This window comes from Rhodococcus aetherivorans, from assembly GCF_025722975.1.
GTDB classification, from domain to species: Bacteria; Actinomycetota; Actinomycetes; order Mycobacteriales; family Mycobacteriaceae; genus Rhodococcus; species Rhodococcus aetherivorans.
The window spans coordinates 3,690,294-3,710,180 of sequence record NZ_CP106982.1; the positions used below are offsets into that span (position 1 = coordinate 3,690,294).

Sequence of the window (19,887 nt, forward strand, 5' to 3'; positions counted from 1 at the left end):
GCTGCCACGCCCGGCCACCCCTCCGGAATCGGCGCGCCTCCCGCGTGGTCCCGGTCACCCGGTCTAACGTCCGCTGTCGTGACCACCTCGCCCGCCGAGCCGGCCCAGTTCCGCGCTGCCATCGACTCGATGAACGCGGCCACCGTGCGGCCGGAGATCGAGGTGGGTCCGATCCGGCCGCCGCAGCGGCTGGCTCCGTACAGCTATGCGCTGGGCGCGGAGGTGCTCCATCCGGACACCGACCTGGTGCCCGAGCAATCGGAGGGCGACGCGTTCGGCAGGCTGATCCTGCTGTACGACCCGGAGGGCGACGAGGCCTGGAACGGCACCATGCGGCTCGTCGCCTACATCCAGGCCGACGTGGACGCCACCCTGGCTGCCGATCCGCTGCTGCCGGAGGTGGCCTGGAGCTGGCTGGTCGATGCGCTCGACGCGCACGGCGAGCCGCTGACGGCGCTCGGCGGCACCGTGACGTCGACGAGTTCGGTGCGCTTCGGCGACATCGCCGGCCCGGCGCGGGCGCATCAGCTGGAGCTACGGGCGTCGTGGACCGCACAGTCCGGCGAGCTCGGACCGCACGTGGAGGCGTTCTGCGAGGTGCTCGCGTATGCGGCGGGCCTGCCCCCGGCGGGCGTGACGCGCCTGCAGCACTGAGCCGTCGCCGAGTCCCGAGTCGCCGACGGCACGGAGAGCGGTGCACCGGCGCACCCCGCGGTCCTATGATCGAGGCATGCGTCGGCTCAGCGGGCTCGACGCCGCGCTCCTCTACACCGACTCGCCGGGGCTGCCCGTGCAGATCGGCGGCTTGGCCCTGCTCGACGTCTCGACCGTGCCGGGCGGCTACTCCTTCGAACGGCTCGGCTCCGACCTGGAGGCGCGCGTTGCGGCGGTGCCGCTGCTGCGCCGGCGAGTGGTCGACTCCCGGCTCAATCCCGGCCATCCCGTGTGGGTGGACGACCCCGATTTCGACGTCGGCCGGCACGTGCGCCGGTTCACCGTGCCGCCCCCGGGCACCGCGGCCGAACTGGCCGTGCTTTGTGGGCAGCGTTTCGCCCAGCGGTTCGACCGGTCCGGGCCGCTGTGGGAGACCGCGGTGTTCGAGGGACTGGCCGACGGCTCGGTCGCGGTGCTGACGCGCATCCACCACGCCGTCGTGGACGGCCTCGCCGGGGCGACCCTGCTGGCGCAGCTGTGCGACCGCGAACCCGGCGCCCCGCCACCGCGGCCCGAGTCGCCCGGCGTCGGTGGGGCGAACCGCCTGACCGTCGCCGCGGGCGGCGTTGCCGATCTCGCCACCCGGCCGCTGGACCTCGCCCGCGCGGTGCGGTCCAGCGCGGCCATGGTGCCCCGGTGGGTGGGCCGGGCGCGGCGAGGGGAGGCGATGGCGGTGCCGCTCACGGCGCCGCGGACGTCGTTCAACCGCCGCGTCACCGGCCGTCGCAACGTCGCATTCGTGACGCTGGATTTCGCGGCCGTGAAGGCGGTCAAGCGCGCGTTCGGCGTCACGGTCAACGATGTCGTGCTGGCCCTGTGCGCCTCGGTTCTGCGCCGATATCTCGCCGCCCGCGGCGAACTGCCGGCCTCTCCCCTGGTGGCCGCCGTCCCGGTCTCGGTGCACGGACGCGCCCGGGGGGACGCCGGCAACCAGATTTCGGTGCTGATGGGGCGGCTGCACACCGAGATCGCCGATCCCGTCGTGCGGCTGCACGCCGTCGCGGCGGACGAGACTGCGGCCAAGGCCCACCACGCCACCTTCGACCCCGACCTGCTCGGCAGCTGGGGCCAGGTGGCTCCGGGCGCGGCGTTCGGGGCGGCCCTGCGGTTGTATTCGGCGCTGCGGCTGCCCAACGTGCTCCCGGTGCTGAACAATCTCGTGGTCTCCGACATCCCCGGGCCGACGGACACGCTGTACTACCTCGGCGCGCGGATCACCGCGCTGTACCCGTTCGGGCCGATCTACCACGGCGCGGGCCTGAACATCACCGTCCTGTCGCTCGACGGCGGCCTGCACTTCGGCCTGCAGTCGTGCCCCGACCTGCTGCCGGACCTGTGGCGGCTGGCCGACGGCTTCCCGGCTGCTCTCGCGGAGCTGGCCGACCGAGTGCCGGGCGCTCCGCCGGCCCCGCTCGCCGCGCCGAGCTGACCGGCGCCCGTCGCGGCGCCCGGGGAACGGGTTCCGGACCGCCGGGGCGACGAAGACCCGCTCGGGCAGGTGGACCAGGTTCCCCCGCCGATACTAGAACCTGTTCTAGAATGTGGCCATGCATCGACTCAGCGGCCTCGACGCCGGATTCCTGTACCTCGAGACGCCGACGCAGCTGCTGCACGTGTGCGGACTGATCGTCCTCGACACGACGACCGTTCCGGACGGGTACCGCTACGAGGCACTGCGCGCGGAACTCGCGGCCCGCCTCACGGCCGTACCGTTGTTCCGCCAGAAGATCGCCGACAGCCCGTTCAACCTCGACCATCCGGTATGGGTGGACGATCCGGACTTCGACCTCGACCGCCACCTGCACCGGGTCGCGGTCCCGGCGCCCGGGCGCCGGGAGGAGCTCGCGGACCTGTGCGGGCACATCGCCGCACAGCCGCTCGACCGCTCCCGGCCGCTGTGGGAGATGGTGGTGATCGAGGGCCTCGAGGACGGATCGGTCGCGGTGATGACGAAGATCCACCACGCCGGCGCCGACGGCGTCACCGGCGCGGACCTCGTGGCGCAGCTGTGCAGCCTCGAACCGGACGCGCCACGGCCCGAGCCTGTCACCGACGGGGCCGGCGGCGGCTCGGCGCTCGGGATCGCCCTCGGCGGCCTGTTCAACGTCGCCACCCGCCCGCTGGGGCTGGTGCGGGCGCTGCCCAAGACCGTGGAGCTGGTGCCCCGGTGGATCACCCGGGCCCGTCGCGGCGAGGCCATGCCGGCACCGTTCACCGCTCCGCGCACCTCCTTCAACGGCACGATCACCGGCCACCGCAGCGTCGGATTCGCGCAGTTCGACCTGGGCCGGGTCAAGTCCGTGAAGGACGAGCACGGGGTGAAGGTCAACGACGTGGTCATGGCCGTGTGCGCCGGTGCGCTGCGCCGTTACCTCGCCGACCGCGACGAGCTCCCCGACTCCCCGCTGATCGGCATGGTCCCGGTGTCGGTGCGCGGCAAGTCGGACCGGCCCGGACGCAACCAGGTCTCGCCGATGTTCGCGAGCCTGCACACCCACATCGCCGATCCGATCGAGCGACTGCACGCGATCGCGGATGCGAATGCCTTTGCCAAAGAACATAATTCGGCCCTGGGCGCAAGCCTGCTGCAGGACTGGACGCAGTTCATGGCGCCCGCGGTGTTCGGCGCGGCGATGCGCACGTACGCGTCGCTGCGGCTCGCGGAACGCCACCCCGTGGTCCACAACTTGGTGGTCTCGAACGTGCCCGGCCCTGCGATGCCCCTGTACTTCCTCGGGGCCCGGATCCGGGCCATGTACCCGCTGGGACCGATCTTCCACGGGGTCGGACTCAACATCACCGTGATGTCGTTGGACGGCGCGCTCGATGTCGGCGTGCTCACGTGCCCCGAACTTGTTCCCGACGTCTGGGCGCTCGTCGACGCCTTCCCTTCGGCGCTCGACGAACTCGACACCGCACCGTAGAATCCGCGCAGCAGCCCGCGCGGTCGTGTGCCACTCGTCACACCGGGAATCGGCACGTCGACCGCGCGGTTGACCGGGTCGACGCCCAGACCACCGCCACCCGGATAGAGTCACGAACCATGTCGGTAGCCAACGAACACGAGCCCGCAGGGGCGACGGTCCCGCTGCTGACCCCGCGTGACGGCGTCCCCGAGGTCGTCACCACGGCAGCCGGGGTGGCCGCGGCGGCGGAAGCGCTCGCCGCGGGCAGCGGGCCGCTCGCCGTCGACGCCGAGCGGGCTTCGGGCTTCCGGTACTCCGCGCGCGCCTATCTGGTGCAGCTGCGTCGCGCCGGCGCCGGCACGGTGCTGCTCGACCCGATCCCGACGGCCGACGCGCTCGCGCCGCTCGCGGCGGCGATCAACGATCTCGAGTGGGTGCTGCACTCCGCCGACCAGGACCTGCCCGGCCTCGACGAGCTGGGCCTGCGGCCCGCGGTGCTCTACGACACCGAACTGGCCGGGCGTCTCGCCGGCTTCGATCGGGTGGGGCTGGCCGCCATCGTCGAACGCACCCTCGGTTTCGAGCTGCGCAAGGGCCACGGGGCGGCCGACTGGTCCACCCGGCCGCTCCCCGACGCCTGGCTGAACTATGCGGCTCTCGACGTCGAGATCCTCGTCGAGCTGCGGGACGCGATGGCGGCCGAGCTCGAGCAGCAGGGCAAGTCGGAGTGGGCCGCGCAGGAGTTCGAGCACATCCGTCGCGCCGGGCCTCCGGCCCCCAAGCCCGACCGCTGGCGCCGCACCTCCCGCATCCACACCCTCAAGGATCCGCGGCGGCTCGCGATCGTGCGCGAGCTGTGGACGGCGCGAGACGAACTCGCGGCACGCCGGGACATCGCCCCGGGCCGGGTGCTGCCGGACTCCGCGATCGTCGCCGCAGCCGAGGCCGCCCCCCGTACCGTCGACGAGCTGCGCGCCCTGCCGGTCTTCGGGGGGCCGCGGCAGCGCCGGTCGTCGCGGGTGTGGCTGGGAGCGATCGAGCGGGCCCGGGCGCTGCCGAAATCGGAGCTGCCACCCGTTACACAGCCGTTCACCGGCCCGCCGCCGGCCAACCGCTGGGCCCGGCACGATCCCGACGCCGCCGCGCGGCTCACCGCGGCCCGTGCCGCGCTCGCCGAGCTCAGCGAGCAGGTCCAGGTGCCGGTGGAGAATCTCGTCGGCCCCGAACTGGTGCGCCGGTTGTGCTGGGAGTGGCGGGTGTCGGCGGATACCGACGTCGTCGCGTACATCGAGGAACGGTTCGCCACCGACGGGGCACGGCCCTGGCAGCGGGAGCTGACGGCGCCGCGCCTGGCGAAGGCGCTGACCGCGGACTGACCCGTTCCCACCGTCCCGGCCCGCGGACCCACGGTCGCGTCACGCCCGATCCCTGCATTCGCCACCGCCTCGGTGTCGAGCGCTTCCGCATACCCGCTGTTCAGAGCAACGTACTCGGGACCAGCGCGGCGAGTTCCCCTGATGGTCACGAGCGCGCCCCGCAACCCCGGCGACCACCGGCCTCGCCGCAGGACGCCCAGACCGCCGGCGAGACCGGTGGCTGCCCGGCGCGCGCACCCCTCCGGTGACGCCCGGCGCGGATGGTAAGTTACTGGTCGGTAACACGCTGGCGTCCGGGCTGCCCGGCGCCGGGATGTTCCCGGAACCCTGGCCTCGCCGGCGTCGGCGAGCATCGCTCCATCGGGAGGAATACGCGTGGCGTCAACCACCACAACTCAACGCAATGTCGTCTTCGTCGACGGCGTACGCACCCCGTTCGGGAAAGCGGGCCCGAAGGGCATCTACGCGGAGACCCGCGCCGACGACCTCGTCGTCAAGACCATCCGGGAGCTGCTGCGCCGCAACCCGCAGCTCGACCCCGCGCGCATCGACGAGGTCGCCGTCGCCGCGACCACCCAGACCGGCGACCAGGGCCTGACCATCGGCCGCACTGCCGCGATCCTCGCCGGCCTACCGGAGACCGTGCCGGGCTTCGCGATCGACCGCATGTGCGCCGGCGCGATGACCGCAGTCACCACCACCGCCTCCGGAATCGGCTTCGGTCAGTACGACGTGGTGATCGCCGGCGGCGTCGAGCACATGGGCCGCCACCCGATGGGTCAGGGCGCCGATCCGAACCCCCGGTTCCTCGCCGACAAACTCGTCGACCCCAGCGCCCTGGTGATGGGCAACACCGCCGAGAACCTGCACGACCGGTTCCCCGGTATCACCAAGGCCCGCACCGACGCCTACGCCGTCGCCAGCCAGAACAAGTTCGACGCCGCGAAGAAGGCCGGCTACATCGCCGAGACCCTCGTGCCCGTCGCCACCCGGTCGGCGACCGGCTGGGGCCTGGCCACCGAGGACGAGCCGCCGCGCCCGGGCACCACGCTCGAGGATCTCGCGAAGCTCAAGACGCCGTTCCGCCCCGCCGGCCGCATCACCGCCGGCAACGCCGCCGGCCTCAACGACGGCGCGACGGCCTGCCTCCTCGCCGGCGAGGACACCGCCCGCGAACTCGGTCTGCAGATCGGCATGCGCATGGTCGGCTTCGCCTTCCAGGGCGTCGACCCGGCCGTGATGGGCATCGGCCCGGTGCCGGCGACCGAGAAGGTTCTCGCCCGCACCGGCCTGACCATCGACGACATCGGTCTGTTCGAGATCAACGAGGCCTTCGCCGTGCAGGTGCTCGCGTTCCTCGAACACTTCGGCATCGACGACGACGACCCGCGGGTCAACCAGTGGGGCGGCGCCATCGCCTGCGGCCACCCGCTCGCGTCGTCCGGCGTGCGCCTGATGACCCAGCTCTCCCGGCAGTTCGCCCGGCACCCCGAGGTGCGCTACGGCCTGACCACGATGTGCATCGGCCTCGGCATGGGCGGCACCGTGATCTGGGAGAACCCCAACTTCGAGGGAGACAAGTAGTCATGAGCGAGCTTTCGTCCCTGTTCGCCGACGAGGTCGTCACGAACGCCTACACCAAGCTCGTCGAGGTGCCCGGCATCGACGGCCCCGTCGCGCTGATCACCCTCGACAACGGGTTCGACCACACCAAGCCGAACTCGTTCGGCCCCGCCGGCCTCGAGGCCTTCGACAAGGCCCTCGACGAGGCCTTCGCCGCGAACCCCGCTGCTGTCGCGGTCACCGGCAAGCCGTTCATCTTCGCCGCCGGCGCCGACCTGAAGGGCGTTCCCTCGATCACCAGCCGCGAGCAGGGGCTCGAGCTGGGCCGCCTCGGCCACCGCGTGTTCCGCCGCCTGCGCGACTCGCAGGTGCCGACGTTCGCCTTCGTGGGCGGCCTCGCCCTCGGCGGCGGCCTCGAGGTCGGGCTGCACTGCCACTACCGGACCTACGCCGACAACGTGCCGGCGCTCGGCCTGCCCGAGACGATGCTGGGTCTGGTCCCCGGCTGGGGTGGCACCCAGCTGCTGCCGAACCTGATCGGGCCCGACCACGCGGTGACGCTGATCCTCGAGAACCCGCTCAACAACGGCAAGGTCATCCGCGCGAAGCAGGCCGCCGAACTCGGCCTGGCCGACGCGGTGTTCGGCTCGGCCGACTTCCTCGAGCAGTCCCTCGCCTGGGCTGCGAAGGTCCTCGCCGGGGACATCACCCCGGCCCGCCCCGAGATCGACCGCGGCGCCGGCTGGGACGCGGCGCTCGGCCGCGCGAAGGCGCTCGTCGCGGCCAAGACCCGCGGCTTCGCGCCCGGAGCGGCCCGGGCGGTCGAGCTGCTCGAGCTGGCCCGTAACACCGACATCGCCGATCCCGAGTCGCTGTCGAAGGGCTTCGCCGCCGAGGACGAGGCGCTGGCCGACCTGCTGATGTCCGACGAGCTGCGGGCCGGGCTCTACGCCTTCGACCTGGTCAACAAGCGTGCCAAGCGTCCCGCCGGTGCGCCGGACAAGTCCCTGGCCCGCAAGGTCACCGGCGTCGGCATCGTCGGGGCGGGCCTGATGGCCAGCCAGCTCGCGCTGCTGTTCGTGCGCCAGCTGCAGGTGCCGGTGATCCTCACCGACGTCGACTCCGAGCGCATCGACAAGGGTGTGGGCTACGTGCACACCGAGATCGACAAGCTGCAGGGCAAGGGCCGGCTGTCGCCCGACGCCGCGAACCGCCTCAAGGCGCTCGTGTCGGGCTCCCTCGACAAGGCCGCGTTCGCGAACACCGACTTCGTCATCGAGGCTGTGTTCGAGAACATGGACGTCAAGAAGCAGGTGTTCGCCGAGATCGAGCAGTACGTCTCGCCGGAAACCGTCCTGGCGACCAACACGTCGTCGCTGTCGATCACCACGATGGCCGCGGACCTGAAGCACCCCGAGCGCGTCGTCGGCTTCCACTTCTTCAACCCCGTCGCCGTGCTCCCGTTGCTCGAGATCATCAGGGGCGCGCAGACGGACGACGCGACCCTTGCGACGGCCTTCGCCACCGCCAAGGCGCTGAAGAAGTCGGCCGTGCTGTGCGGGGACCTGCCGGGCTTCGTGTTCAACCGGCTCGTCACCCGCACCCTCGGCGAGGTGATGACCGCCGTGGACGAGGGCACCCCGTTCGAGGTCGCGGACAACGCCGTCGGCGAGCTGGGCATGCCGATGAGCCCCTTCACGCTGCTCGCACTCGTCGGCCCGGCCGTCGCGCTACACACCGGCGAGACCCTGCAGGCCGCCTACCCCGACCGCTTCGTGTCCTCCCCCGGACTCGAGGCGCTCGTCGAGGCCCGCAAGCCGGGCGTGTGGACGTACGCGGACGGCAAGCAGGTCGTCGACCCGGAGGTCGCGGCGCTGTGGCCGCAGGGCGACAAGCCCTCCACCGCCGAGGAGGTGCTCGAGCGGACCCGTCGCGCCTTCGCCGAGGAGATCCGGATCATGCTCGAGGAGGGCGTCGTCGCCGCCCCCGAGGACATCGACCTGTGCCTGATCCTCGGCGGCGGCTTCGGATTCTGGAACGGCGGCATCACGCCGTACCTCGATCGCACCGGCACCTCGGAGGCCGTCAACGGCACACGCTTCCTCGCCCCCGGCGTGGCCGGCGTCTGACGAACCGGTAGCTCCGCACGGCGCCCCGGGACCCGCGTAACCGTCGTGGGCCCTGGGGCGCGTCCGTGCGTATCACCCCGGCCACGGTGCCCACCGAAGCGGCCCCCCCGACGCGGTGTCAGGCGTACCGTCCAGCCTGTGACCGACAGTTCCCACCTCCCCCATTCGAGGATCGAGCAGCAGCACACGGTGGCCCGCGCGGTGCTGTTCGCCGCCGTGGCCGCGCTCGGCGGATTCTTGTTCGGATACGACACCGCCGTCATCAACGGCGCCGTCGGCGCCATCCGCGAGCGCTACGAGGTCGGCGCCGGGGCCATCGGCCTGTCCGTGTCGCTGACGCTGGTCGGCGCGGCGCTCGGTGCGTGGATCGCCGGCAGCATCGCCGATCGGCTGGGCCGGATCCGGGTCATGCAGATCGCCGCGGTCCTGTTCCTTGTCGGCGCACTCGGGTCGGCGTTCCCCTTCAGCATCTACGACCTGACGTTCTGGCGCTCCATAGGTGGCGTGGGCGTCGGCTTCGCCTCGGTCATCGCCCCGGCCTACATCGCCGAGATCTCGCCCGCCGCCATACGTGGCCGACTCGGCTCGATGTACCAGCTCGCGATCGTCCTCGGCATCGCAATTTCCCAGCTCGTCAACTACGCCCTCGCCGCGGCCGCCGGCGGGGCCAGCGAAGAGCTGCTCGGCATCGAGGCCTGGCAGTGGATGCTCGCACTCGGCGCGGTCCCCGCGACCCTGTACCTGATCATGACCTTCCCCATCCCCGAATCGCCGCGGTACCTGGTGCGGATCGGCCGGGAGGACGCCGCGCGCCGCATCATCGCCACGGTCGAGGGCGGCGACGAGGTCGCCGTCGCCGAGCGGATCGCCACGATCCGCGAGACCCTGCACCTCGAGTCCGCCCGGCCGGGTGTGCGGGACGTGTTCTCCCGGCGGCTGGGCGTGGCTGCGCTGATCTACGTGGGCATCGCCCTGGCCGCGCTGCAGCAGTTCGTGGGCATCAACGTGATCTTCTACTACTCGTCGACGCTGTGGCAGGCGGTCGGATTCGGCGAGGACCGGTCCCTGCTCATCAGCGTCGTCAGCGCACTGGTCAACATCGTCGGTACCTTCGTGGCCATCGCGGTGATCGACAAGATCGGCCGCAAGCCGCTCCTGCTCGTCGGATCCGTCGGGATGGCGGCGTCGCTGGGCACCGCCGCCGTGTGCTTCCACTCGGCGACCTTCGTCGTCAACGAGGACGGGGAGAAGGTCGCGACGCTGTCCGACACCTACGGCATGATCGCCCTGCTCGCGGCCAACGCCTTCGTGTTCTTCTTCGCCCTGTCGTGGGGTCCGGTGGTGTGGGTCCTCATCAGCGAGATGTTCCCGAACCGGGTGCGTGCCGTCGCCGTCGGCATCGCGACCGCCTCCAACTGGATCGCGAACTTCCTCGTGTCCGCGACGTTCCCGGCGCTGGCGGACTGGAACCTGTCGTTCACCTATGCCGGCTACGCGGTGATGGCCGCGCTGTCTCTGCTGGTGGTGATCAAGTTCGTGCCCGAGACACGCGGACGGACCCTCGAGGAAGCCGGCTGAGCGACGACGGGCCGGCCGCACGTGCGGCCGGCCCGTCGTCGCAGCGTCAGAGGCCGGGGTCCCGCCGGACGACGACGTCGCCCGCGGACTCCTCCCCGGCGGTCCCGTCCACGGCCTGCTCCGCCTTCTGCGCGGCACCGAGCCCGACGACCCAGCCGGTCACCTGACGCGCGACGTCCTGCGCGGTCAGCCCCAGCTCACGATGGATCTGTTCCCGCGACGCATGATCCAGGAACCGTTGCGGCACACCGAGTTCACGGGTGGGAACGTCGACTCCGGCCGCCCGCAGGGCCGACGAGACCGCCGAACCCACACCGCCGTGCATGCCGCCGTCCTCCACGGTGACGACGAGCCGGAAGTCCCGCGCCAGCCGGGCGAGGGCCGCCGGGACGGGCAGCACCCAGCGCGGGTCGACGACGGCGGCGGTGAGGCCGTGCTGCTCGAGCCGCTCCGCTGCGTCGAGCGCCAGGCCCGCAAACGCGCCGACCGCGACGATCAGCACGTCACCGCGACGCTCGGACGGCATCCGCAGCACGTCGACGGTGCCGTCGATGCGCTCCACCGCAGGGATGTCGGGGCCGACCGCGCCCTTCGGGAACCGCAGTACGGTCGGGCCGTCGGCGATGGCGAGCGCCTCGCCGAACTCCTCGCGCAGGGTCGCGCCGTCGCGCGGCGACGCCACCCGGATCCCCGGGATCACGCCGAGCAGGGAGAAGTCCCACATACCGTTGTGGCTGGCGCCGTCGGCACCGGTGATGCCGGCCCGGTCGAGCACCACGGTCACGGGCAGTCTCAGCAGCGCCACGTCCATCAGCAACTGGTCGAAGGCGCGGTTGAGGAACGTCGAGTACACCGCGACCACCGGGTGCATTCCGCCGAGCGCGAGGCCGGCGGCGGAGGTGACGGCGTGCTGCTCGGCGATGCCGACGTCGAACATCCGGTCGGGGTAGCGTTCGCCGAAGGCCGACAGCCCGGTCGGTCCCGGCATCGCCGCGGTGATCGCCACGACGTCCTTGCGGCGGCCGCCCTGCACGAGCAGTTCGTCGGAGAACACCGACGTCCAGTCCGGAGCCGACGCCGCCGCGGTGGCGCGGCCGGTGACCGGGTCGATGACACCGGTGGCATGCATCTGATCGGCGACATGGTTCTCGGCCGGGGCGTACCCGGCGCCCTTGCGGGTGACGGCGTGCACGATCACCGGTCCGCCGAAAGACTTGGCGCGGCGGAGGGCGGCCTCGAGAGCGGCCTCGTCGTGGCCGTCGACCGGTCCGAGGTACTTCAGGCCGAGGTCGGTGAACAACACCTGCGGGCTGACCGCGTCCTTGATGCCGACCTTCATCCCGTGCAGCACGGAGTACGCGGCCGCACCGATCCACGGCAGCCGCTTCACGAAGCGGCGGCCGTTGTCGAGGACACGCTCGTAGCCGGGCTGCAGCCGCAGCGCCGCGAGGTGCTCGGCCAGTCCGCCGATAGTGGGGGCATAGGAGCGGCCGTTGTCGTTGACGACGATCACGAGCCGCCGGTCCTTGCCGGCCGCGATGTTGTTCAGCGCCTCCCAGCACATCCCGCCGGTGAGCGCGCCGTCGCCGACCACGGCGACCACGGTCCGGTCCTGCTGGTCCGACAGCTCGTAGGCCTTGGCGAGGCCGTCGGCGTAGGACAGGGCGGCCGAGGCGTGCGAGGACTCGACCCAGTCGTGCTCGCTCTCGGCGCGGCAGGGGTAGCCCGACAGGCCGCCCTGCTTGCGCAGCGTGTCGAAGCCGTCCTTACGACCGGTCAGGATCTTGTGGACGTACGCCTGATGCCCGGTGTCGAAGATGATCGGGTCGTGGGGGGAGTCGAAGACCCGGTGCATGGCGATGGTCAGTTCGACGACGCCGAGGTTGGGGCCGAGGTGTCCCCCGGTCGCCGCCACCTTCTCGACCAGGAACTGCCGGATCTCCCCGGCGAGTTCCCTGATCTCCGGCTGGCTGAGCCGACGCAGGTCCTCGGGCGACTCGATGCGGGACAGGACACCCAACTGGAATTGCTCCCTCCGGCTCGGACCCGCGCGTCTCCGCGCGAGCGGTTCCACCCAGTCTACGGAGCGTCGGAGGTGGTCGACTCGCTTCGTCGTGCCGCCGCCCCGTCTCACACCGTGTCCCTCACCTCATTATGCCGATGATGTGACGTCGCCCACGGTGGCGCCGGTGTGGCGCGCCTGACCCCGCCGAGCGGGCGGTGGGCACTGCGCGGGGCGACCCCAGGCCGGTCGAATCCGACAAAACCGATTGCCGGGCCCGGCACCGTGGGCGAGGCTGGACCCATGCCCCCTGCACTGGCCATCGAGACCTCGGGCTTGATCAAGCGTTTCGGCGCGGAGACCGCCGTGGCCGGAATCGACCTCGCCGTCCCCGCCGGCGGCGTCTACGGCGTCCTCGGCCCGAACGGCGCCGGGAAGACGACCACGATCCGGATGCTGGCCACCCTGCTCGCACCGGACGGCGGGACCGCGACCGTACTCGGGCACGACGTGCGTCTTCAGCCCGAGCTGGTGCGGCGCCGGGTCTCGCTCACCGGCCAGTTCGCGTCGCTCGACGAGGATCTGACCGGCGCGGAAAACCTGGTACTGCTCGCCCGGCTGCTGGGCTTCTCCAGGGCGGGTGCCCGGTCCCGGGCCGGACAGCTGCTGGCGGCGTTCGATCTGGAGCCGGCCGCGGGCCGTCAGGTGAAGCTGTACTCGGGGGGCATGCGGCGGCGCCTCGACATCGCCGCGAGCATCATCGTCGCTCCCGAACTGATCTTCCTGGACGAGCCGACGACGGGGCTCGACCCGCGCAGCCGTAACCAGGTGTGGGAGATCGTGCGGGCGCTCGTGGCCGCGGGGACGACGGTGCTGCTGACGACGCAGTACCTCGACGAGGCGGACCAGCTCGCCGACCGGGTCGCGGTCATCGACCGTGGCCGGGTGATCGCCGAGGGCACCCCCGGCGAGCTCAAGGCGTCCGTCGGGTCGGGTTCGCTGCACGTGCGGGTGGTCGATCCCGCGCGCCGGGACGAGGCGGCGGCGGTGCTGGGCGCCGCGCTGGGGGTGGCGGTGACGGCCGCGTCCGATCCGGCCGCGCTGACCGCGCGGGTGGACGATCCGCGGGCCGCGGCGGGGGCGCTGACGGCCCTCGCCGCGGCGGACATCCCGGTCACGACGTTCGCCCTCGGGCAGCCGAGCCTGGACGAGGTCTTTCTCGCGCTCACCGGCCATCCCACGGAAGTTCCCGACGAAGACGAGGAGATCGCGTCGTGACCTCGACCGCCGACCGACGGGCGGGCACCCCCGCCGCCGTCGTGGACGTCCTCCACGTCCCCGGGCCGCGTCCGACGCCGGCGTCCGCGTTCGCCGCGTCGCTGTCGTTCGGGTGGCGGGCACTGCTGCGGATCAAGCACGTTCCCGAGCAGTTGTTCGACGTGACCGTCTTCCCGCTGATGTTCACGCTGTTGTTCACGTACCTGTTCGGCGGGGCGCTGGCCGGTTCGACCACCGCGTACGTGCAGTTCCTGATCCCCGGCATCCTGGTGCAGACGGTGTGCACCATCACGATGTACACGGGCATGACGCTCAACCGCGACATCGAGAAGGGCGTGTTCGACCGGTTCCGCTCGATGCCGGTGTGGCGGCCCGCTCCCCTCGTCGGCGCGTTGTTCGGTGATCTCGCCCGCTACACGCTGGCGTCGGTGATCGTGCTGGCCCTCGGGATGATGCTCGGGTTCCGGCCCACGGGCGGCCCGATCGGCACGATCGGGTCGGTGGCGCTCGTGCTGCTGTTCGCGTTCAGTCTCTCGTGGGTCTGGACGATGCTGGCGATGCTGCTGCGCACCGAGCAGGCGGTGATGGGTGTGTCCATGACCATCCTGTTCCCGCTCACCTTCGCGTCGAACGTGTTCGTCGACCCCGCGACGATGCCGAGCTGGCTGCAGGGCTTCGTGACGGTCAATCCCATCAGCCGGCTCGTCACCGCCATCCGGGATCTGACGGCGGGCACGCCGGACGCCGCGCACCTCGCGATCGTGTTCGCGTGGTGCGCGGCGCTGATCGTGCTGTTCGGGCCGGCGACGATGTGGTTGTACAACCGCCGGTCCTGATCAGTGCTCCGCCGGCGCGGGCACCTTCTCCTCGGTGACGATGTCGATGGTCTTGCGCAGCGGGCGGTTCGGGATGAACGCGACCGCCGCGACGGTGACCAGCGCGATGATCGCGGCGACGAGGAACAGCAGGCCGGTGGCGTCGCCGTAGGCGTGGCGGATGATCTCCGCGACCGGTTCGGGCAGGGCCGCGAGGTCGAGGTTGCCTCCGCCGCCGGCCGAGCCGGTGTCGATGCCGAGGGCGGCGAAGCCGTCCGCGGACAGCGTCGTCACGCGTGTGGCGAGGATCGATCCGAGCACGGACACTCCGATCGCGCCGCCGAAGGTACGGAAGAACGCGACCGAGCTGCTCGCGGCTCCGATGTTGCGGACGCTGACGGTGTTCTGCACGGCGAGCACCAGGTTCTGCATGAGCATGCCGGTGCCGAGGCCGACGATCGCGATGTAGACCCCGATCAGCCACATCGGGGTGGCGTGGTCGAGGAACCCGAGCAGCCCGAAACCGATCACCTGCAGTACGGCGCCGAGCACCAGGAACGGCTTCCACCGGCCGAAGCGGGTGATCAGCTGGCCGGAGACCACCGAGGCCACGAGCGAGCCGAGCACCATCGGGATGGTGAGCAGGCCGGCGGCCGTCGGGCTGTAGCCGCGGGCCGTCTGGAAGTACTGGCCGAGGAACGCGGTGGCACCGAACATCCCGACGCCGACGGCGACGGACGCGATGATCGCGAGCGCAGTGGTGCGTTCGGTGACGATCTTCAGCGGGATGATCGGGTCGGCGACCTTGGACTCGACCACGACGGTGGCGGCGAGCAGTCCGACGCCGGCGCCGACGTACGCGAGGGTCTCCCACGACAACCACTCGTAGTAGCCGGCCTTGCCGGCGAACGACACCCAGATCAGCAGGACGCTGACACCGGCGGTCAGCAGGGTGGCGCCCAGCCAGTCGATGCTCACGTTCTGCTTGCGTTCGGTCACGAGGTGCAGGGTGCGCTGCAGCAACAGCATGGCCGCGAGGGCGATCGGGATCGAGATGAAGAAGCACCAGCGCCAGCCGAGCGGGCTGTCGACGATGATGCCACCGAGGATCGGTCCGCCCGACATCGACACGGCCATCACCGCGCCCATGTAGCCGGAGTACCGGCCGCGTTCGCGGGGCGGGATGATGCTGCCGATGACCGCGACGACGAGCGCGGTGAGACCGCCCATGCCGATGCCCTGGATCACGCGGGCGGCGAGCAGGACGGGCACGTTGGTGGCGAAGCCGGCGAGGATCGAGCCGGCCACGAAGACGACGATCGCCGTCTGCACCAGCAGCTTCTTGTTGAACAGGTCGGCGAGCTTGCCCCAGATCGGCGTCGAGGCGGCGTTGGCGAGCAGCGCGGTGGTGATGATCCACGCGAACTGGGTCTGGGTGCCGTTCAGGTCCGCGATGATCGTGGGGAGCGCAACCGCCACGATGGTGCTGCTGAGCAGCGCCGTGAAGAGGGCGGCGAGCAGGCCGGCGAGAGCCTCGAGGATCTCGCGGTGCGTCATGGTGGTCTCGGCGGCGCCGGGTCCGCTCGCCGAGGAGGGGGGACTGACAGCTGCGGCACTCACAGGCAGTTCCTTCCGGGGGGTTCGTGTACGGAAAGGGTGTGGTTCAGGTGCGCGAGCGCGTCGAGGGCGGATTCGGCTTGCGCCTGGTCCCAGCCGCCGAGCAGCTCGTGCAATCGGGAGGCGCGCCGGTCGCGGATCTCGCGCAGGGCTTTCTGCCCGGTCTCGGACACGCTGACGCGGTGGGCACGCCTGTCGTCCGGGTCACGGTGGCGGTCCACCATCCCCCGTTCGACGAGCTCCCCCAGCTGCCGGCTCAACGCGGACTGACTCATGCACAGCTCCGCGGCGAGTTCGGTGGGCCGGCACTCCCCCATTCGCCACAGGACGAACAGGACGCCGGTCAGCGCGTTGGGCAACGGGTCACCCGTCGAGTTGGCCAGGGTCGTGCGCAGCGTGCGACCGAACAGGAAGATCGCGTCGACGAGCGCGTGCGCGGTGTCGGGCTGGACAGCCACGGAACACCTCCGAATCGAAATTATTTGCTTGCGACACGCAACTATACATTTAGTTGCATGCCGCAAGCAACCGCGGAGGACGCGCGAGACGCCCTGAATCCGTGATCGGCCCGCTCAGCGGGTGAACAACGCCAGGCACTCCACGTGATGCGTCGACGGGAACGCCGCGTAGACGCGCAGCTCGGCCAGCTCGAACCCGTGCTCCCGGTACAGGCCGACATCCCGGCCGAACGACGCCGGATCGCATCCGACGTGCACGACGCGCTCCGGCCCGGCCGCCGCGACGGCCGCCACCACCTCGCGCCCGGCGCCGGCCCGAGGCGGATCGAGCACCACGACCTGCGGGGCGGGGAGATCCGGCAGCAGCCGTTCCACCCGGCCCGCATGGAACCGCACCTGCCCGAGATCCGAGAGCGCTTCCGCGCCGTCCTGCACCGCCCGGCGCGACAGTTCCACAGACTCGACCCGGCCACCGTCGCCGACCTGATCGGCCAGGACGGCCGCGAACACCCCGACACCGCCGTAGAGGTCCCACGCCGTCGCCCCCGGCGACGCCGCGGCCCACTCCCCCACGGTGTCCGAATAGGTCTGCGCCGCGCCGCGGTGTGCCTGCCAGAAGCCGGTCGCGGCCAGGTGCCAGTCCCGGCCGCCGACCCGCTCCACCGCCCGCCCCGAGCCCTCGATCACCTTCTCGGCGCGGGGCGCACCGGCCGCCGCGCGGCGGGCGGACGCTCCCCGCCGGCCCGGACTGCGACGTCCCGTGCGGGAGACCGGCGGCGGTGCGATCTCGACCACGTGCCGCGTCCCGTCCGCATCGAGGACCACCTGGACCTCGGAACCGGGCTGCCACACCCGCTCGGCCAGCCCCTCGTAGGCGCGCGCCTCGATCTGCGGACACGCCAGTTCGGTCTCCAGTTCGTGGCTCCGGTAGCGCCGATACCCCGCTCGCCCGGCGGCGTCGACGGCCAGCCGCACCCGGGTGCGCCAGCGGGTGCCGTTCGCCGCCCCGCCCGGCACCTCCTCGACGACCACCTCGCGCTCGATGCCGCCGAGACGGCGCAACTGCTCCGCGACCACCGCAGCCCCGAATGCCCGCTGGGCCGGCACCGTCGCGTGGGACAGGTCGCAGCACCCCGATCCGCCGGGACCGGCGATGGGACACACCCGCTCCACCCGGTCCGGCGACGCTTCGAGGATGTGGACGGCGTCGGCGCGACAGAACGAGCCGCCACGGTCCTCCGTGACCAGCGCGACGACGCGCTCCCCGGGCAGACCGTGCCGGACGAACACGACCCGCCCCTCGTGCCGGGCGACGCAGAAGCCCCCGTGCGCCGGGTTGCCCAGCGTCACCTCGAGCCGACGGCCGGACCAGTCGATGCTCACCGCTCCTCCTCCTCGAATCCCCGCCGCACCGATCCCGGCGCGGAGTCCAATCGTTCGCCGCGGGCATGGGCCGACGAGCTCAGCTGCCACGGGACGCTGGTGACCATGACACCGGGCTGGAACAGCAGCCGGCTCTTCAGCCGCAGCGCGCTCTGGTTGTGCAGGATCTGCTCCCACCAGTGACCCACCACGTACTCCGGGATGAACACGGTCACCACGTCGCGCGGCGAGTCCCGTCGCACCCGCCGGACGTATTCGAGGACGGGGCGGGTGATCTCCCGGTACGGCGACTCGACGACCTTGAGAGGGACGGTGATGTCGCTGCGTTCCCATTCGCGCACCAGCATCCGCGTGTCGGCCTCGTCGACGTTGACGGTGACCGCCTCGAGCGTGTCCGGCCGGGTGGCCCGCGCGTACGCCAGCGCCCGCAGGGTCGGCATGTGCAGCTTGGACACCAGCACGATCGAATGGGTGCGGCTGGGCAGCACACCGTCCCATTCGGTGTTCTCCAGTTCCTCGGCCACGCTGTCGTAGTGACGGTGGATGGCCTTCATCACACCGAAGATCGCGACCATCGCCACGATCGCGATCCACGCACCCGCCGCGAACTTCGTCACCAGCACGATCACCAGGACGGATGCGGTCATGATCAGGCCGATCGTGTTGACGATCCGCGACCGTCGCATGCGGGCCCGCTGTTCGGGGTCGGTCTCGGACGCCAGATGCCGCGTCCAGTGCCGGATCATGCCGGTCTGACTGAGTGTGAACGAGACGAACACCCCGACGATGTAGAGCTGGATCAGCTTGGTGACCTCGGCATCGAAGGCCCACACGAAGACGATCGCCACGCCCGACAGGAACAGGATGCCGTTGCTGAACGCCAGCCGGTCGCCCCGGGTGTGCAGCTGCCGGGGCAGGTAGCGGTCCTGCGCCAGCACCGAGGCCAGCACCGGGAAGCCGTTGAACGCCGTGTTGGCGGCCAGCACCAGGATCAACGCGGTCACGATGGTGATCAGCAGGAACCCGAGCGGGAAGTCGTCGAAGACCGCGTGCGCGAGTTGCGCCACGAGCGTCTTCTGCTGGTAGCCCTCCGGGGCACCGCGCAACTGGGTCTCGGGATGTTCGGCGATGACCACCCCCAGCTTGTTCGCGAGCAGAATCATGCCGAGGAGCAGGACGATCGCGATCCCGCCGAGCATGAGCAGGGTCGTGGCGGCGTTGCGGGACTTCGGCTTGCGGAACGCGGGCACCCCGTTGCTGATCGCCTCGACGCCGGTCAGCGCGGCACACCCGGACGAGAACGCACGGGCCAGCAGGAACACGAACGCGATCCCGGCCAGATCCGACTGCTCGGCGACCAACTCGAACCCGGCCGACTCGGCCTTGACGTCGTCCCCGAACACGAAGACGCGCACCAGACCCCACCCCAGCATGACGATCATGCCGATCATGAAGGCGTAGGTCGGGACGGCGAACGCGGTGCCGGCTTCCCGCAGGCCACGCAGGTTGACCGCGGTCAGCACGACGATCGCGGAGATCGCGAACAGCACCTTGTGCTGCGCCACGAACGGCACCGCCGATCCGATGTTCGCCGCGGCCGAGGAGATCGACACCGCGACGGTGAGCACGTAGTCGACCATCAGGGCGCTGCCGACGGTCAATCCCGCGGTCGGACCGAGGTTCACGGTGGCAACCTCGTAGTCGCCGCCGCCGGAGGGGTACGCGTGCACGTTCTGCCGGTAGCTGGCGACGACGACGGCGAGGACGAGCGCCACCGCGACGCCGATCCACGGCGTGAACACGTACGCCGACAGACCCGCGACGGACAGGACGAGGAAGATCTCCTCCGGGGCGTACGCCACCGACGACAACGCGTCGGATGCGAACACCGGCAGGGCGATTCGCTTGGGTAGCAACGTGTGACCGAGCGTGTCGCTGCGGAACGGCCTACCCAACAACAACCGCTTCGTGGCGGTCGAGAGCTTGGACACTCGCAAAGCCTAAGCCGTCCCACCGGCCACCCGCCGGGCACCCGTGGCCGTGTCCGAAATGCACCTCTGCGGGGAGC

14 protein-coding genes are annotated in these 19,887 nt (G+C 71.3%); 9 read left to right on the forward strand and 5 right to left on the reverse strand.

Translation table 11 applies throughout. The features are described from left to right. Positions 1–78: 78 nt before the first annotated feature. The 7 genes from OCS65_RS16620 (at position 79) to OCS65_RS16650 (ending at position 10,266) form a co-directional block, all read left to right on the forward strand. A complete protein-coding gene (locus tag OCS65_RS16620; protein ID WP_006938090.1) occupies positions 79–654 on the forward strand; it encodes a DUF3000 domain-containing protein in 576 nt (191 codons plus the stop codon). A gap of 76 nt (positions 655–730) precedes the next feature. Continuing rightward, positions 731–2,143, forward strand: a complete 1,413-nt coding sequence (locus OCS65_RS16625) for a WS/DGAT/MGAT family O-acyltransferase (RefSeq protein WP_029543440.1) — start codon at positions 731–733, stop codon at positions 2,141–2,143. A gap of 118 nt (positions 2,144–2,261) precedes the next feature. Then, complete coding sequence (locus tag OCS65_RS16630) at positions 2,262–3,638, forward strand: WS/DGAT/MGAT family O-acyltransferase (protein WP_231772873.1); 1,377 nt, start codon at positions 2,262–2,264, stop codon at positions 3,636–3,638. Positions 3,639–3,757: 119 nt separating this feature from the next. Beyond that, positions 3,758–4,996 carry an HRDC domain-containing protein gene (locus OCS65_RS16635; RefSeq protein ID WP_006938094.1) on the forward strand — a complete coding sequence of 413 codons (1,239 nt, stop codon included), beginning with the start codon at positions 3,758–3,760 and terminating at the stop codon, positions 4,994–4,996. A 375-nt stretch (positions 4,997–5,371) separates the two neighbouring features. Beyond that, positions 5,372–6,580: a thiolase family protein gene (locus OCS65_RS16640; RefSeq protein WP_006938095.1), complete on the forward strand. Its 1,209-nt coding sequence runs from the start codon at positions 5,372–5,374 to the stop codon at positions 6,578–6,580. Between the two features lie 2 nt (positions 6,581–6,582). After that, complete coding sequence (locus OCS65_RS16645) at positions 6,583–8,688, forward strand: 3-hydroxyacyl-CoA dehydrogenase NAD-binding domain-containing protein (protein ID WP_006938096.1); 2,106 nt, start codon at positions 6,583–6,585, stop codon at positions 8,686–8,688. Positions 8,689–8,826: 138 nt separating this feature from the next. Further along, positions 8,827–10,266 (forward strand): sugar porter family MFS transporter, encoded by a 1,440-nt coding sequence (locus OCS65_RS16650; RefSeq protein ID WP_006938099.1) that lies wholly within the window; start codon positions 8,827–8,829, stop codon positions 10,264–10,266. A 46-nt stretch (positions 10,267–10,312) separates the two neighbouring features. On the opposite strand, the gene dxs is transcribed toward OCS65_RS16650, so the two are convergent. Beyond that, a complete protein-coding gene (dxs, locus tag OCS65_RS16655) occupies positions 10,313–12,286 on the reverse strand; it encodes a 1-deoxy-D-xylulose-5-phosphate synthase (RefSeq protein WP_084648637.1) in 1,974 nt (657 codons plus the stop codon). A 285-nt stretch (positions 12,287–12,571) separates the two neighbouring features. Between dxs and OCS65_RS16660 the strand changes: the two genes are divergently transcribed. Together OCS65_RS16660 and OCS65_RS16665 are read left to right on the forward strand one after the other, a co-directional pair. Continuing rightward, positions 12,572–13,546, forward strand: a complete 975-nt coding sequence (locus OCS65_RS16660) for a daunorubicin resistance protein DrrA family ABC transporter ATP-binding protein (RefSeq protein ID WP_006938116.1) — start codon at positions 12,572–12,574, stop codon at positions 13,544–13,546. Further along, a complete protein-coding gene (locus OCS65_RS16665) occupies positions 13,543–14,382 on the forward strand; it encodes an ABC transporter permease (RefSeq protein WP_006938118.1) in 840 nt (279 codons plus the stop codon). Before OCS65_RS16660 ends, OCS65_RS16665 begins: the two co-directional genes overlap by 4 nt. On the opposite strand, the gene OCS65_RS16670 is transcribed toward OCS65_RS16665, so the two are convergent. From OCS65_RS16670 to OCS65_RS16685, 4 genes are all read right to left on the reverse strand, one after another. After that, complete coding sequence (locus tag OCS65_RS16670) at positions 14,383–15,918, reverse strand: MDR family MFS transporter (RefSeq protein WP_263510374.1); 1,536 nt, start codon at positions 15,916–15,918, stop codon at positions 14,383–14,385. Positions 15,919–15,977: 59 nt separating this feature from the next. Then, the gene (locus OCS65_RS16675; RefSeq protein WP_006938121.1) at positions 15,978–16,436 is read right to left on the reverse strand and encodes a MarR family winged helix-turn-helix transcriptional regulator; all 459 of its coding nucleotides are present in this window, start codon (positions 16,434–16,436) and stop codon (positions 15,978–15,980) included. A gap of 114 nt (positions 16,437–16,550) precedes the next feature. Next, complete coding sequence (locus OCS65_RS16680) at positions 16,551–17,819, reverse strand: class I SAM-dependent RNA methyltransferase (protein ID WP_072635150.1); 1,269 nt, start codon at positions 17,817–17,819, stop codon at positions 16,551–16,553. Beyond that, on the reverse strand, positions 17,816–19,810 hold the full coding sequence (locus tag OCS65_RS16685) for an APC family permease (RefSeq protein ID WP_006938123.1): 1,995 nt from the start codon (positions 19,808–19,810) through the stop codon (positions 17,816–17,818). Before OCS65_RS16685 ends, OCS65_RS16680 begins: the two co-directional genes overlap by 4 nt. Positions 19,811–19,887 lie beyond the last annotated feature (77 nt).

What these genes read in the sequence shown, in the direction of transcription:
- OCS65_RS16660 (WP_006938116.1), top strand. Translation starts at nt 12,572, where the DNA reads ATGCCCCCTGCACTGGCCATCGAGACCTCGGGCTTGATCAAGCGTTTC.
- OCS65_RS16645 (WP_006938096.1), top strand. Translation starts at nt 6,583, where the DNA reads ATGAGCGAGCTTTCGTCCCTGTTCGCCGACGAGGTCGTCACGAACGCC.
- OCS65_RS16635 (WP_006938094.1), top strand. Translation starts at nt 3,758, where the DNA reads ATGTCGGTAGCCAACGAACACGAGCCCGCAGGGGCGACGGTCCCGCTG.
- OCS65_RS16630 (WP_231772873.1), top strand. Translation starts at nt 2,262, where the DNA reads ATGCATCGACTCAGCGGCCTCGACGCCGGATTCCTGTACCTCGAGACG.
- OCS65_RS16625 (WP_029543440.1), top strand. Translation starts at nt 731, where the DNA reads ATGCGTCGGCTCAGCGGGCTCGACGCCGCGCTCCTCTACACCGACTCG.
- OCS65_RS16670 (WP_263510374.1), bottom strand. Translation starts at nt 15,918, where the DNA reads ATGACGCACCGCGAGATCCTCGAGGCTCTCGCCGGCCTGCTCGCCGCC.